Here is a 15,599-nt window from a genome sequence, read left to right on the forward strand (position 1 = left end):
TGGGCAGGAAGTCACGCAGCCGGTGAAGAGAAAGCTGGCATCTTCAGGCAAGCCCGGATAAAGTCGCCCGACCATGAAGCCCCCCTTCCGGCCAGTGCCATGGTGCCCCCGTACCGGGATGCACCACTCCGATGGCCCTCCGGCAGGCCCGGGTCCACCTGATGATGCACCACTGCTGGAGAGTGAACAGAACACCATGAGCTGGCTGACCGAACATGTCCGTCCCAAACTGCGGAGCCTGTTACAGAGGGATGTGCCAGACAATCTCTGGACCAACTGTGAATCCTGCTCGCAGATGATGCTCACCAAGGAGCTGGTCCGCAAGAAGAAGGTCTGCCCCCATTGCGGGCACCATATGCGTGCCACAGCCCATGAGCGGATGAAATGGACCTTCGATGATGGCCAGTATACCACCATCGACCTGCCCGCCGTCCCGGCCGACCCGCTGCATTTCCGGGACTCCAAACGCTATACGGACCGCCTGAAAACTGCCCGCTCCAAGGCGGGTCTTGATGATTCCCTGCTTGTCGCCCATGGCAGGATCGACGGGCGGGAAGCCGTCGTGGCTGTCATGGCCTTCGAGTTCATGGCAGGGACGATGGGCAGCGCCCTTGGGGAGGCTTTCCTGACAGCCTGCCGGGAGGCCATCCAGCGCAAGGCACCGCTCATCATCTTCACGGCCTCCGGTGGGGCCCGGATGCAGGAGGGGGTTGTCAGCCTGATGCAGATGCCCCGTACCACCATCGGCGTGGAAATGCTGCGTGAGGCCGGGCTGCCCTATCTGGTAGTCCTCACCAACCCGACGACGGGTGGCGTGTCCGCCTCCTTCGCCATGCTGGGCGACATCCACATCGCTGAACCCAATGCCCTGATCGCCTTCGCCGGCCCCCGTGTCATCCGTGACACGGTGCGTGAAGAACTGCCGGAAGGCTTCCAGCGTTCCGAATATCTGAAAGACCACGGCATGGTGGACATCATTGCCAGCCGTGCCGAACTCCCCGCCCTTCTGGGGCGTCTGATCGGGATGCTGTCCCCCGCCGCCAACGGGGACGCCAAGGCTGCCCGGGCTTCCTGAACGTGTCCCTGCCCTGCTGCCCTGCGACTGACAGCAGGGTGGGACGATGCCTCTCTCCTGCCGTCCTCCCCTGAGACAACCGGATTACGCAATCATGGCAACAGGCCAGCAGACCAGCACCCCGCAAAGTGAATTCCACGGGCGGACCGGGGCGGTAGTACGCCGCCTCCAGGAACTGCACCCCAAGCTGATCGACCTCTCTCTGGACCGGCTGGAAGTCCTGCTCGCCCGCCTCGGCCATCCTGAACGGTCCCTGCCACCGACCATCCATGTTGCCGGGACCAACGGCAAAGGCAGCACCTGTGCCAATCTGCGAGCCATTGGAGAAGCTGCGGGACTGAAGGTCCATGTCATGACCAGCCCGCACCTGCTGGACGTGACGGAGCGCTTCCGTCTGGCCGGACAGCTTGTCAGTGAAGATCAGCTCGTGGCCACTCTGGAAGAAATTGAACAGGTCAATGATGGAGCCCCCATCACCGTCTTCGAGGTACTGACAGCCGCCGGGTTCCTCCTCTTTTCCCGTGTTCCGGCTGACCTTCTGGTTCTGGAGGTCGGGCTTGGTGGCCGGTTTGATGCCACGAACGTGATCCCCACGGCCCGGGCCTGCATCATTACCTCCATCAGCCTGGACCATCAGGCCTTTCTGGGCGATGATCTGGCAGGCATTGCCCGGGAAAAGGCCGGAATCATCAAGCGGGGCGTGCCGGTCTTCGTGGCTCCACAGCCGGATGATGTCATGGCAGCCATCGCAGAGATTGCCAGAACCCACGAAGCCCCACTTTACCGGCTGGGCCATGAATTCACCATCACGCCGCGACAGGACGGCCTGCTCTATCAGGACGAGGCCGGAAAGCTGACACTGCCTGCTCCAGCCCTGCATGGTCCCCATCAGGCACAGAATTCGGCCCTGGCCGTGGCAGCCCTCCGCCATGCCGGCCTGAACCTGCCAGACACGGCCTTTGCCGGTATTGCCAGCACATGCTGGCCTGCCCGCCTCCAGACGCTGCATGGCACCCTTACCCATGACATGCCCCCAGGCTGGGAACTGCTGCTGGATGGTGGCCACAACCCCGGGGCCGGTACCGTTCTGGCCGATGTTCTCAAAACATGGCAGGACCGGCCCCTGCATCTCATCGTCGGGCTGAAGGACAGCAAGGACGTGCAGGGGTTCCTGCGCCCCCTGATCCCCCATGCCACCTCCATACAGGCCGTGGCGGAAGACGGACAGCACCTGGCCATGCCTGTCCAGACCATTCTGGAAGCCGCAGCGGCGGCAGGCGGCACAGCCCTGCCCGGGCCGGACATACGCACCGCCCTGAAACGCCTGCGTGACAGCGCCAGCCCCACGGACAGACCAGCCCGAGTCCTGATCTGCGGCAGCCTCTATCTGGCAGGCTGCGCCCTGGCGCTGGATGGCGCCTCCCCACACTGAAAGGGGATCACACTTTTCCCCTTCCCCGTCCGCACCCTGCCACTGTGTGGACACACCCCAATGACAGAGCGAAACGGACCAGCATGAGCGACCAGTCCCCTGCCCCCCAGCCCAGCCCCGCAGCGGAACCCGGCGGAAGCCTCCATGAAATGCTCCAGCGTGTTCCACCTGCCAACCTGCCAGCGGAGCAGGCCCTTCTGGGGGCCATCCTGACCAACAACAAGGCTTATGAGAGCGTCTCGGACTTCCTGCACCCCTCCCATTTTGCCGATGCCGTCAATGCCCACATCTATGAGATGATCACGCAACGCATCGAGCGTAATGGCGGCAAGGGAGGCGTCGACATCATCACGATGCGGGGCGACTTCGAGGCCAGCCCCATTCTGGCTGCGGCCGGAGGGGCCGACTATGTGGCCAAACTGCTCAATGCCATGGTGGGCATCGTCAATGCCCGTGATTATGGCAAGGTCATCCATGACTGCTGGGTCCGCCGCCAGCTGATCGGCATCGGCACGGACATCGTCAATAACGCTCACGGTGCCCGACCTGATCTGGACGGGCAGGAACAGATTTCCGCTTCGGAAGAAGCCCTCTTCAACCTGGCAACGGACAAGGGACAGGAAGGCGGCTTTCTCGTATTTTCCCAGGCCCTGAAGAAGGCTCTCGACATTGCCGACCAGGCCTACCAGCATACGGGCGACATTGTCGGGCTGACCTCTGGCCTGCGGGATTTCGACAAGAAAACCGGTGGCCTGCACCCGTCCGACCTGCTGATCCTCGCTGGCCGTCCTGCCATGGGCAAGACCGCCCTTGCTACGAAAATCGCCTTCTCCGCAGCGCAGTCCCTCTTGCGGGAGGCAGAAGAAAAAGGTGAGCCACCCCGTGGCAGTGTGGCCATTTTCTCACTGGAAATGTCCTCCGAACAGCTGGCCGCCCGTATCCTCTCCGAACAGGCCGAGGTCTCAGGCGAGCGCATCCGCCGTGGCGACGTGGGGCCGAAGGAGTTCGACCGGTTCGTCCGTGTTGCCACGGAGCTGCAACGCCTGCCCCTGCATATTGACGACACACCAGCCATCTCCCTCTCCGCCATGCGGACACGCTGCCGCCGGCTGGCCCGCACACATGGGCTGAACCTCGTGGTGGTGGACTATCTCCAGCTCATGCGCCCGGCCATTGGCACAAGACCGGACAGTCGCGTGCTGGAAATCTCGATGATCACGCAGGGCCTCAAAGCCATCGCCAAAGAGCTGGAAGTGCCCGTCATTGCGCTCTCCCAGCTCTCCCGTCAGGTCGAATCCCGTGACGACAAGCGCCCGATGCTCTCCGACCTGCGTGAATCCGGCTCCATCGAGCAGGATGCCGATGCTGTCATGTTCGTCTATCGTGACGAATATTACCTGCAACAGCGCAAACCCAAGGAAGCCTCCTTCCCCAGTCCGGACAAATACCAGATCGCCCTGGAAGAATGGCAGCGGAAGATGTCGCTCGTCCACAACAAGGCCGAGCTGATTCTGGAGAAGCAGCGCCACGGGCCGACCGGCACTGTCCATCTCTACTTTGAAGGTGAATTCACCCGCTTTGGAGACCTGGATACCTTCCACGAGTAATCCCGGTCACCGGGGCCTGTCACGAGGCCCCGCTTCCCCTCACTCGTGGGGCTTGTCCTCAAGCGGCGGGGTGATGACGGCGGCAGGAGTGGCGGCAATGACCTCCGGTGTAGGCTTGCGCCGCCACCACCAGCCACGATGCAGCATCTTCTCGAAACGGATCTTCTGCCGCAGCCAGTTCAACATTCCGGACAGGGTGACGACGGCAATGCCTATACCATCCCACATGTCCACGGGCTGGTTGAAAATGAAGTAGCTGAAAGCCACGATCCAGGCCATCTGGCTGTATTGCGGCAGGGCCACACGATTGGCCGGAGCAATGGAGGCGGCCAGCATGAGCAGCAGCTGCCCGGCTGCGGCCAGAAACCCGTAGCCAAACAGCAGCAGCCATTCATTCACCCCATGTGGCACGACAAAATGCTGCACCATCAGGATGCCATCCCCCACCAGCGGCCCGCACAGGCTGGAGCCGTACAGCGTCAGGCGGGATGTTTCCTTGCCCGCAAAACGGTAGGCAATCACGCTGACAGCCGAAGCCATGGCCACCACAATGGCACAGAGATGCCCGAACTGAAGCGCCTTCACACCGGGGCGCAGCACGATCATCACACCTGCAAAACCCAGCAGGACAGACAGCCACGCCCATCCCGTCACCTGTTCCTTGAGGAACAGCACGGAGACGATGGTGACGAAAAACGGCATCAGGAACATCAGGGAGAGGGCTTCTGGCATGGGCAGAAGCATGAAGGCCTCCACACTTCCTGCCGTGGCCACGAAGACCGCCGCCGCCCGCACAAGCCAGAGCCACGGATGACTGGACAACACCAGCGCCCGATAAGACTCATTCGGGCGCTTCAGCAGCGGAACGATCAACAGGCCGAACACACCGCCGAAAAACGCTACCTCGAACGGGTCCAGCCGCCCGGCCAACCCCTTGGAACAGGCATCACTGATGGAAAAAAACGCATACCCCAGAAAGGCCAGTACGATGCCCGATGTAAAAAGTATCTTCCTCATGCAATCCCTGTCCCTGACACTCCGGCCGCTATGGCGTCAGGCCAAGGGTAAGGGCTAACCCACCAAAAAGAAACCACCCAACCATATCTCTACAGGATGGCAGCCCTGTGATGATGTTCCATCGTCACAGGGACAAGGCAACGCCCCCCATCACGCTGCGCCGCAGACCATATTGCGGGGCACCAACACCGACCCCACTGCCATCACGCAACATGTATCGCCGGTCGAACAGGTTGATGACATCCAGCCGCAGCTGCATGGTGTGTCCGCCCAGCCAGGGCATATGCCGTAACGCCTGCACCAGCCCCAGATTGAAGGTGACATATTGCGGCACATGCGCCCCATTGGGGATGGTACCTTCGGCTGTTTCCCTGTCCTTCCGCAGGCCGCTGCCATAAATCATGGTGCCCGAAAACTGGAGGGGATGATTCGTCCCGTGGAAAAAAGCATAGGAGCCACCGGCAGAGGCCGTGATCAGCTGGTCATGATCCAGATGGACCCAGTGATTCCTCATATAATGGAGGTCGTCACTGTCAAAATTCCACTGGGCTGACGTAATCTCCTTGCCCGTGGCCCGTGACACCGCCAGATTGCCGTAGAGGGTCAGGGGGCCCGTGCTGTAATCAGTCGTCAGCTCCACACCACGGACACGGCCCCGGTGATAATTGAACGCTGTCAGAATGACAGGGGCGCCGAACTGCCCTTCATCAATCAGGTTTTTCGCCTGCTTCCAGTACGCATCCAGCCCGACATGCCAATGGCGTGTCAGCTGCTGCATGAAGCCGACATCATAATAATTGGCCCGCTCCGCCTTCACACGATCATTCTGATAGTTGGCCGGTGCGGCGGATGTCCCCTCAAAACGGTCCAGAGATGTCGTGCCAATCGTCTCGAAAGGCGGAGGTGTCAGATAACGTGCATATCCCACATGAAACCGCCCGCCATGCCATGGTGTCCAGACCAGCGACACACGGGGGCTGAGCTGGTGGGCATGAACATATTCCTCCACACCATCAAACCGTACCCCTCCATTGAAGACAAGAGACCGTGCAAGGTGCCATTCATCCTGGAGATAGACCCCGTACAAAGCACCCGTCTTGCCCGATGAATCATGCACTTTCACGGTCTGGGGGCTGACAGTCCCTTCTTCATCAACTGGGTAGACCAGTGAGCTGCTCTTGCTCACAGCACGCTCGCCATAAGCCTGCACACCTCCCCGCACGGTATGCGTGCGATTGACGTGCCATGTCACATCACTCTGCACACCGCTGGAAAACACCGACCGGGCTGCCTGCTGGGCAAGACCGTTATAGACAAGGTCCCCCACCCAGTCGGGTGAGTAGCGCATGGAACTATACCGCAGGATGGCGGATGTCTGGGCACTGACCTTCTCATGGTCTTCCTGCCAGGAGAGGATGGCGAAATCCGTGATCTGCTGCTGGTGTTCATCCAGATGGCTGCTGTCTGGCGCATCCTCCTGCACAGGCCGATTGTCCGCCTTGAAAAGCGGCGTGGCAAACTGGTGCTGCTGGCCGGGATTGTTGGGCAGCTGGTACCAGGCATTGGAAAGCCCCGCCGTCAGGCTGAAGCGTGTCTCTGGCCGGAGAGTATACCGCAGATGCCCCAGAACATGATACTGGTTGGAGAGGTCGTGAATGGCATTGTAACTGGGGGTCGTGTTCTCGATCCCCACCCGATTGTGAACGGCATCTGCCGTGATGAAGCCATCCCACTGCCCCCAATGCCCGCCATACTGGATGGCAGGCTGCACATAGTCCCGCACGCCACCATAACCGGAGAGGGTTCCGCCTTCATCCGACACGCCGTTCTTCGTCTGGATGTCGATCACACCGGCCTGCCGGAAGCCGTACTCCGCTGGCAGGACACCGGTCGTCAGGCTCATGGAATGGGCAAAGCGGGTCATCAGAGCCTGCCCGAAAACGCTCACACCTTCCGGCAGGGCCACACCATCCAGCCGAAACTGGACATCATTATGATCTCCCCGGATGTGAATCTGCCCGTAACTGTCCTGCGCCACGCCGGGAGCCTGCAACAGGATGCTGTTCAGCGGGGCATTGTCGGCACCGGGATTGGCCTCGATGGCCTTGCGGGAAAAATTCGTCTGCGTGGCCCCGATGGCAGGCTGAAGAGCCGCACGGGCCTGATCCAGCCGCCGGGCCGTGACGTGAATATGCTCCTCCCTGCTGTCCACCTTACGGACAGACCCATCCCCCCCATTCTGGGGCTGGTCTCCCGTGGATGTGACTGACGGCTTCCCGCCCGTCTCCACATCACCAGCCTGGGCTGCCTGAGACAGCGTGCCAGACGCCACCAGGGCCAACACCGCATAAATGGCTCCACCCCGTCCCATCATCACCATGATGTTCTCCAGTCCTCGTCATGCTGGTCTGATTGTTCATCGCAAGTTATGTTATAACATAACATATGTGAAGCCATTCTTTTCCGGTGCCCATAAAAAAGGCCGGGACATGTCCCGGCCTTTCCTCAGATCATCTTCACGCCAATCAGCAACAACAGAGTTCCCAGAATGAGCCGCTGCCAGCGTTCCGGGCATCGCCCGGCGCAATGGGTACCAAGCCAGATGCCCGGCAGGGAGCCACTCAGCAGGAGCAGCAGGGTCGGCACCATGACGTCCCCTTCCACCCAGTGGCCTGCACCGGCAATCAGTGTCAGGGGGATGGCATGGGCAATGTCGATGGCCACGAGTTCACGCAGGGGCAGGGTCGGATACAGCATCACCAGCACGGCCATGCCGATGGCCCCGGCCCCGACGGAGGACAGGCTGACCATGCAGCCCAGCACGAAACCCAGCACGACCGTCAGAACCCGTGACTGTACCGGTCCCCCCAGCTGATGCCGCAGCACCCACGCTTTAAGCGTCGGACGGAACAGGATGGCCGGGGCCGTCACCAGCAGGCAGATGCCCAGCGACAGGCGGATGACATGCGCCATCTCCTGCGGCGACCCCAGATGCCGCAGCCAGAGCAGAGCCACCGCCACACCGGGGAGGCTGCCTGCCATCATCCACAGCACGATGGACCAGCGTACCGGCCCACACCGCCTGTGCAGGACTGTCCCGAACAGTTTCGTCACGGCGGCATAGACGAGGTCCGTCCCCACGGCAGCCTTGGGGTGGATCCCACACAGCAGGATGAGCAGCGGCGTCATCAGCGATCCGCCACCCACGCCTGTCATGCCGACCAGAAACCCGACCAGTGCGCCGGAGATGACATAAGCCAGATGCCCCATCACCTTATCCTTCTCCCAGAACGGAAAGAGCCTTTTTCAGACAAAGCCTCCCCCACCGGCATTTTCCTGCTGGAAAAACCGGGTTCCTGTTCCATGTTCTTTCAGAAACCGGGACCCGCCGGGCCTCACCTCATGGAGGAAGGCCCGGCAGAACCGTCTGTCAGCGCACGACCTTATGAACGGCGTCCGTCAGGTGCCGTACGCTCCGGGCCACGTCACCATCACCGGGGACGACAACATCCGGCTTTTCCGGTGCTTCATAAGCCGAAGACACACCCGTAAACTCGGCAATCCGGCCTTCTTCCGCCTGAGCATACAGGCCCTTCGGGTCACGGCGGCGGCACAGCTCGGGGGCCGTATCCACAAAGACCTCGTGCCAGTCTTCCCCGATGATCGCCTTGGCCATCGCCCGGTCCCGGATGAGCGGAGAGACCAGAGCCACCAGCACGATCTGCCCGGCATCCGCCAGAATACGGGCCACATGGGCCACACGGCGGATATTCTCCCGCCGGTCTTCCGGCGAGAAGCCAAGATCGCTGCACAGGCCGGAGCGAACCGTATCGCCATCCAGCACGGTGACATGCAGCCCCTCACGGCTGAGGGCCTCCTCGGCATGGCGGGCGATGGTGCTCTTTCCGGCACCGGGCAGACCGGTCATCCAGAACACGGCCCGACCATGCCCCCGCAAACCAGCCCGGACGGCATCACTCACGCCGCTGGCTGTCGGATGGATGGCATTGGCCCCCTCCGGCAGGGCCGCCGGACCGATCAGCGGGGCACCGCCAACGATCTTCTGATGGCGGTCCACCAGAACACCACGCCCGTCCGGCATTCCCGGCGCAAAGGGATCGAAGAGGATGTTGCGGGCCACGGCGAGGGTGATCTCGGCAAAGCCATCCGGTGGCACCTCATCCGCCGGACTCAGGCTGAGATCATCAAGGTCCACCACGGCATCAATGGAAGCCACAGTGACATCATGTTCTGCCGTGGCCAGACGCAGCCGGAAACTCTCCCCCACACGCAGCGGCTCACCACGCAGCCAGAACAGCCGTGTCCTGAGACGGGCGGCCTTCAGCGGGGCTGCGGCTTCATCACCGGCAGGGAACAGCAGGTCCCCACGATCCGGCACCAGATCAGGCTCCAGCCGCAGGGCGATGGATTCACCAGCTCCGGCCACAGGATGATGCGGAGCATGCCAGCGGCAGACCTCGGCCACGGTGGCCTCCTGCCCCTGCCCGCCAATTTCCAGCCGGTCTCCTTCCCGCACCGTGCCACGCTCGATGCGTCCCGCCACATAGCGGATGCCCTCGAAACGATACACGTCCTGCACCGGCATACGGAATGGCAGGGCATGACGGGATGCCGGAGGCTGGATGAGAGACAGGGCCTCCAGCAGGGTCGGCCCCCTGTACCAGTCGGCCTTTTCAGAACGTGTGGCGATATTGTCGCCATCCCGTGCCGAGGCCGGAATGACCTGGTTGACGTTGATCTCCAGCCGCCCCAGCAGCTGGCGGATGTCACCTTCCACCTGCTTCAGTCTGGCTTCATCAAACCCGATGCTGTCGGCCTTGTTCAGCAGGACGATCACATGATTGATGCCGATGAGCCGCAGCAGCATGGCGTGGCGGCGTGTCTGCTCCCGCACACCCTCGGCGGCATCCACCACCAGCACGGCGGCCTCGGCATCGGCAGCACCGGTAATCATGTTGCGCAGGAACTGCCGATGGCCCGGCGCATCCACGATGACGAAATCCCGGCCATCCAGCTGGAACGGAATGCGGGTGGAATCCACCGTCACACCCTGATCCCGCTCGATCTGGAGGGAATCGAGCAGGAAGCTCCACTCCACGGCCAGACCACGCTTCCGGCTGCTTTCCACGATCTGGACGAGGCGGCCATCCGGCAGACTGTCCGTATCATACAGGAGGCGGCCAATCAGGGTGGATTTGCCGTGATCCACATGGCCCACGATCACGATCGGCGTGCTGACACCGTGACGGACCTGCGATGATGGTGAATGAGTCTGTGTCATCGAAAAAGTCCCCTCACAGATAACCGGCAACACGGAGACGCTCGAAGGCATCTTCCGATTCATGATCCATGGCACGGCCCGCACGCTCGGAGGTACGGCTTGTCTCCAGCTCGGCAATCACTTCCGCCACGGTGGAGGCATTGCTCTCGATCGGGCTGGTGATGTCCTGATCGCCCAGTGAGCGATAACGCTTGCCATCCTTTGCAAAATAGAGGTCCACGAGCGGAATCTTCTCACGCTCGATGTACCGCCAGATGTCCAGCTCCCGCCACGCCAGCAGCGGATGGACACGGACATGCATCCCCTCCTCGTAAGGCGTGGCGTACTGGTCCCAGAATTCCGGTGGCTGGTTGCGGACATCCCACTGGTGACCGGCACCACGGGGACTGAAGACACGCTCCTTGGCACGGGTGGCCTGCTCATCACGCCGGATGCCCGCAACAACACCCCGGAATTTGTGCTGGTCGATCAGGTTTGCCAGACCAGCCGTCTTGCGGGCCGCAGACCGGGCCGCCGGTGGCAGGGAGGGGTCCATGTCCTCGACCGGGGGACACTCCCCGAGAACAAGGTCCAGATTCCACTTTTTGACGTACTCATCCCGGAAGGCATACATCTCCGGGAATTTCTTGCCCGTATCCACATGCATGACAGGAAAAGGCACATGCCCCATGAAGGCCTTGCGGGCCAGCCAGACCATCACGTTGCTGTCCTTGCCCAGTGACCAGAGCAGGGCCAGGGGCTTCAGCTTGCGGTAGGCCTCCCGCAGGATGAAGATGCTCTGGGCCTCAAGCTGGTCCAGACCATCCATGATATGTGCGTCTTCCAGAGCCATGACTGCTCCCTTTCCTTCCTGATGGGCCATGCGGCCCGGTCTTATCGTGCGGGCCGCTCTGCAATCAGGGCAGCGGCTGAGATTTCTTCCACATTGGCGTCGGGCGGTGTGGAAACGGGCCGATGCAGGCCACATTCCGTCTTGGCCAGTCCGGCCCAACGTCCGGCACGGCTGTCCTCTCCCGCTCCCACGGGCCTCGTACAGGGTTCACAGCCGATGGAGCGGTAACCCTGCGCCACCAGCGGATGCGGCGGGAGGGCTTTCTCCTCCATGAAACGGGCGATCTGCGCCTCGCTCCAGCCAGCCAGAGGATTCAGCTTCACACTGCCATCCTCCTGCCGTTCCGCCACGGGCAGGGCCGCCCGGGTGGCCGCCTGCATCCGCTTGCGGCCTGTCACCCAGATGTCGAACTCCGGCAGAACCACCTCCAGCGGTTCCACCTTCCGCAGGGCGCAGCAGGCATCGGGGTCGAAAGCCACAAGCTGACCCTCCGGGTCCCGATACTCTACCTCGGCACGGGCAGGGCGCAGGGTGCGGACATCCTCCAGCCCCAGATGACGGGTCAGCTCATCCCGATAGGCCAGCGTTTCCGGGAAATGCCGCTCCGTATCGAGAAAAAAGACAGGCACGGCTCTGTCCTGTGCCGCCACCTGCGCCAGCAGCACGGCAGACTCGGCACCGAAGGAAGAAATCACCGCCACACGGCCCGGAAAACGGGCCAGAACGGAGGACAGCACACGGCCCGTTTCCTCCTCCGAGGCAGCCACGTCTTCCTGCCGGGGCAGGGCCTGGAACTCATCGTCCGATATTGCCATGTGATCTGCTCCCTTCGGAAAATACGATAAGAAAGAAACTAATTACATATTTAACGGGCTTCAATGATGATTTTTGATAAATCATCAATTTTTCAGGATATAAGAATGTCATTATGAGCTTTCCAAAGAATCAGGAAGCCTGACCTCCGGCAGGAAACGGCGGAAAATCGCCTCTGAGACCGCCATTCTTTTTCACAATACTAAATCGTATTTATCAGAAGGCTCAGAAACGCAGCGTGAGGGTCGAGAGCATGTAGGTCCCGTTCTTCCCCCCGGCCTGCCTCATGCGATGTGTCAGCAGAATCGCTCCCCCATCAATCTGCCAGTTGACGTGCTGCTGAAGCTGGAACTGCACCTGCCCCTGCGGCTGCAACCCCACGGCCCGCCCGGCCTGCCGCAGCTTCGGCCCTGAAAGGAAAGAAAAAGGCGATGATGAATTATACAGCCCGTCATTCATGCTCTCCCTCCAGAGGTAAGGCACCCGGATGCGGATGTTCATGAAAGGCCGGGGTGCGATGCTGGCCAGCGGGCCGGCACTCACGATGTTGGCCCTCGCAATGGTGCGTGTCAGGTCGAACGTTCCATTACGGGGTGAGAACGGAGCCGAGAACGTGCCCACGGTTCCCTCTTTCCGGCGATTGTCTCCTCCGCTGTAAGCCTCCGCCTGCACGCCCAGAAAGGGATGCAGAAAGGATGAGGAATGACGCCAGCCCAGCACGCCCCGCACGGCCCAGGCACTCACGGGGCGGCTGGCAATGGATGACGTGCCGGGATGGAACCGTCCCCCCTGATACACGCCCCCCAGCTCATATTCGAAGGACGGTGCCGAACCATACCAGCGGAAGCCACCATTCTGTCGTGTCTGCGTTCCCGCCTCCGACCCTTTGTAACGGGCCACGGCTGCCGTTTTCCCCTCATCACGGAAACCCATCCAGAAGAGGTCCAGAAAGGAATGGACCTGCTCCCCCCCAATGGAAAAGGGCCGCAGGGCGATCCCGACATTCCCCCCATAAAGGCGGGTGCCATCATCAAACCCGCCCCCCATGATGGTATCCCTCGTCACCTGTGTAGCGACAAAATTGTACAGGTCCAGCCTGATCCGGTTCCACAGCGCATAGCCACGGACACCATTCCACGAAAGCGGGACGTTAGGAGTTTCCCGCATGTAGACGAGCCATGAAGGAGCATCGAGAAACTGCTGCCGCCCGACCATCACGCCGGTCTTTGCACCAAACAGTTTACGCTCATACCCGACAAAGAGCTGCTGCACCCCCAGCCTGCGCCGCCATGTCGCATTATAGCCGTAATAGTTCCATCCGGCCGCCTCACCATTGTTCAGCTGCCCGAATATCCGCCAGTGCGGGCCAAGGTGAAGGTCCGCCCCCAGCAGGTTGCGTACCGTAAACCGGCCGGAATGACGCCTGTTCACCGTCCCCAGCATGGGGCTCGACTCATACCAGTTGCGTATCCGGGATTCACCGGAAAGCGACAGCCAGATGCTGCCCGACTCATTGAGGCGGATGGCCTTCAGGGGATCAAGAAAATCCGTGTAATTCCTGGGGTCTTTCTTGCTGCTCCAGTCCTCGGCCCAGGGGGCGACCCCGTAGACACCAACCGGCCCGAACCCGGCAAATTCACCATTCCCCCAGTTGAAGGCTCCCCAGTCTCCCTGATGCCGCTTGCGGGACCGGTTCTCCTCCAGCGTGACACGGCGTGGCTGGCCGATCACCCCGGCTCCCGGCATGGTCTCCACGGCAGGGGGAACCTTTTCAGTGACCTGCGCTTCCGCCTGTCCCAGCCCTGCAGCAACAGACAGTACGGCAAGAACTACCGGGGACCGCAAAAACCTGCCCGTCCGCCCCAACAGGCTGACACACCTCAGAGACAGGTCCGGTCTTTCCTGCATCGTCACTCGCCACGATGGCCTGCCTGTCTGCATGAGCGGCTCACTTATTACTTTAAATAATAGTTATTTTTATTAAATCTCATTTTATTACCCATGTGAAGACGTGAATTAACTTTTCTCTCATCCATCACGTTTCCCATGGCCAAAAAAAAGATGGGCACAGCCATCAATGGTGCCGTACCCATCCCCTACACAGCCACTATTACAGTCAGGCTACGCACTCTTTCAGAAACTGCTGCATCGCCTGCCCACGATGGCTGAAGCGGTTTTTCTCCGTTTCGGCCATCTCGGCAAACGTGCGGCTTTCTCCTTCAGGAATGAAGATGGGGTCATAACCATGCCCATGCGTCCCTCTCGGTGGCCATGAGACCTGCCCCCGACACTCACCCCGTACGAAGCGATGCGTCCCATCCGGCCATGCCAGACACAGCACCACCACAAACGACGCTGCCTTGTCAGCCGACCCGCTGGCCTGCATCTCCTCATGCACACGGTTCATCGCCAGTGTCATGTCCCGCTGCGGGCCTGCCCAGCGGGCAGAATAGACGCCCGGTCTGCCATCCAATGCCGCCACGCAGAAGCCGGAATCATCGGCCAGTGCCGGCAGGCCCGTTGCCCTGGCAGCGGCTTCCGCCTTGATGAGCGCATTGCCCTCAAAGTCGGCAGCCGTCTCTTCAGGCTCTGGCAAGTTCAGTTCGGCAGCCGAGCGGACCGTGATGCCGCTCTCTGCCAGCAGGAGAGCAAATTCCCGCAGCTTGCCTTCATTGTGACTTGCCAGAACAATCTCGCTGCCACGCTCCAGACGGCGGCCAGAATCCTGCCCGCTCATCATGCACCTTCCTTCCTGCGGGCCAGAGCCTCTTTCTGCACGGCAAACAGCTCCTTCGTCCCTTTCTGGGCCAGACCAAACAGAATCTGGAATTCTTCAGGCCGGAAGGGTCGTTCTTCTGCCGTACCCTGAATTTCCACGATGCCGCCATCAGCGGTCAGAACGAAATTGGTATCAGCCTGTGCCGTGCTGTCTTCCGCATAATCAAGGTCCAGCACCGGCCCGGCATCCGTCAGCCCGCAGGACACGGCAGCCACCTGTCCCGTCAGCACCTTCGACTTGCCCATGCCTTCCAGAGCGATGGCCAGAGCCACCCACGCCCCGGTAATGGAGGCACAGCGTGTGCCGCCATCAGCGTTCAGCACGTCACAGTCCAGCGTGATCATGCACTCGCCCAGAGCCTTGAGGTCCACACAGGCCCGCAGGGAACGGCCGATGAGACGCTGGATCTCCTGCGTGCGGCCGGACTGCTTGCCACGGGCGGCCTCGCGGGAGCCACGGGTGTGGGTGGCACGGGGCAGCATCCCATATTCCGCCGTGACCCAGCCCTGGCCCTGCCCCCGCAGGAACGGCGGGACCCGTGTCTCGACGGAAGCGGTGCAGAGCACCTCCGTCCCGCCGACACGGATCAGGGCGGACCCTTCCGCATGAGTGGAAAAACCGGTCTCGATGGTAACCGGGCGAAGGGCGTCGTCAGTACGGCCGGAGGGACGTTCGAACATGAAACAGCTTCCTCGAATCTCTTCAGAAAATCCACATGGGCGGGACTGGACCAGCCACCCCA

Annotated in this window: 12 protein-coding genes; 3 read left to right on the plus strand and 9 right to left on the minus strand. The window is 61.5% G+C overall.

Features of this window, described 5'->3' with window-relative positions:
- Window positions 1–196: 196 nt before the first annotated feature.
- The 3 genes from accD to CO583_RS05015 all read left to right on the plus strand — a co-directional run bounded on the left by accD (window position 197) and on the right by CO583_RS05015 (window position 4,114).
- Window positions 197–1,075 (plus strand): acetyl-CoA carboxylase, carboxyltransferase subunit beta, encoded by an 879-nt coding sequence (gene accD / locus CO583_RS05005; RefSeq protein WP_081563350.1) that lies wholly within the window; start codon window positions 197–199, stop codon window positions 1,073–1,075.
- Window positions 1,076–1,169: 94 nt separating this feature from the next.
- Window positions 1,170–2,507: a folylpolyglutamate synthase/dihydrofolate synthase family protein gene (locus CO583_RS05010; protein WP_086431743.1), complete on the plus strand. Its 1,338-nt coding sequence runs from the start codon at window positions 1,170–1,172 to the stop codon at window positions 2,505–2,507.
- 149 nt (window positions 2,508–2,656) lie between these two features.
- Window positions 2,657–4,114: a replicative DNA helicase gene (locus CO583_RS05015; RefSeq protein ID WP_227449763.1), complete on the plus strand. Its 1,458-nt coding sequence runs from the start codon at window positions 2,657–2,659 to the stop codon at window positions 4,112–4,114.
- A 39-nt stretch (window positions 4,115–4,153) separates the two neighbouring features.
- On the opposite strand, the gene CO583_RS05020 is transcribed toward CO583_RS05015, so the two are convergent.
- From CO583_RS05020 to rph, 9 genes are all read right to left on the minus strand, one after another.
- Window positions 4,154–5,131: a DMT family transporter gene (locus tag CO583_RS05020; protein ID WP_052348948.1), complete on the minus strand. Its 978-nt coding sequence runs from the start codon at window positions 5,129–5,131 to the stop codon at window positions 4,154–4,156.
- A 124-nt stretch (window positions 5,132–5,255) separates the two neighbouring features.
- On the minus strand, window positions 5,256–7,505 hold the full coding sequence (locus CO583_RS05025; protein ID WP_193599767.1) for a TonB-dependent receptor domain-containing protein: 2,250 nt from the start codon (window positions 7,503–7,505) through the stop codon (window positions 5,256–5,258).
- Window positions 7,506–7,636: 131 nt separating this feature from the next.
- Complete coding sequence (locus CO583_RS05030; protein ID WP_043558721.1) at window positions 7,637–8,401, minus strand: sulfite exporter TauE/SafE family protein; 765 nt, start codon at window positions 8,399–8,401, stop codon at window positions 7,637–7,639.
- A 160-nt stretch (window positions 8,402–8,561) separates the two neighbouring features.
- Window positions 8,562–10,433 carry an adenylyl-sulfate kinase gene (cysC, locus tag CO583_RS05035; protein WP_248630825.1) on the minus strand — a complete coding sequence of 624 codons (1,872 nt, stop codon included), beginning with the start codon at window positions 10,431–10,433 and terminating at the stop codon, window positions 8,562–8,564.
- Window positions 10,434–10,446: 13 nt separating this feature from the next.
- On the minus strand, window positions 10,447–11,241 hold the full coding sequence (cysD, locus tag CO583_RS05040) for a sulfate adenylyltransferase subunit CysD (RefSeq protein WP_043558821.1): 795 nt from the start codon (window positions 11,239–11,241) through the stop codon (window positions 10,447–10,449).
- A 65-nt stretch (window positions 11,242–11,306) separates the two neighbouring features.
- The gene (locus CO583_RS05045; protein ID WP_081847662.1) at window positions 11,307–12,080 is read right to left on the minus strand and encodes a phosphoadenylyl-sulfate reductase; all 774 of its coding nucleotides are present in this window, start codon (window positions 12,078–12,080) and stop codon (window positions 11,307–11,309) included.
- 223 nt (window positions 12,081–12,303) lie between these two features.
- The gene (locus CO583_RS05050; RefSeq protein WP_198027189.1) at window positions 12,304–13,923 is read right to left on the minus strand and encodes an alginate export family protein; all 1,620 of its coding nucleotides are present in this window, start codon (window positions 13,921–13,923) and stop codon (window positions 12,304–12,306) included.
- Between the two features lie 271 nt (window positions 13,924–14,194).
- On the minus strand, window positions 14,195–14,815 hold the full coding sequence (gene rdgB / locus CO583_RS05055; RefSeq protein WP_248630854.1) for an RdgB/HAM1 family non-canonical purine NTP pyrophosphatase: 621 nt from the start codon (window positions 14,813–14,815) through the stop codon (window positions 14,195–14,197).
- Window positions 14,815–15,537 (minus strand): ribonuclease PH, encoded by a 723-nt coding sequence (gene rph, locus CO583_RS05060; RefSeq protein WP_248630824.1) that lies wholly within the window; start codon window positions 15,535–15,537, stop codon window positions 14,815–14,817. Before rph ends, rdgB begins: the two co-directional genes overlap by 1 nt.
- Between the last annotated feature and the right edge of the window lie 62 nt (window positions 15,538–15,599).

The sequence above is a fragment of the Parasaccharibacter sp. TMW2.1882 genome, from assembly GCF_023337635.1.
Lineage (GTDB): Bacteria > Pseudomonadota > Alphaproteobacteria > Acetobacterales > Acetobacteraceae > Bombella > Bombella apis.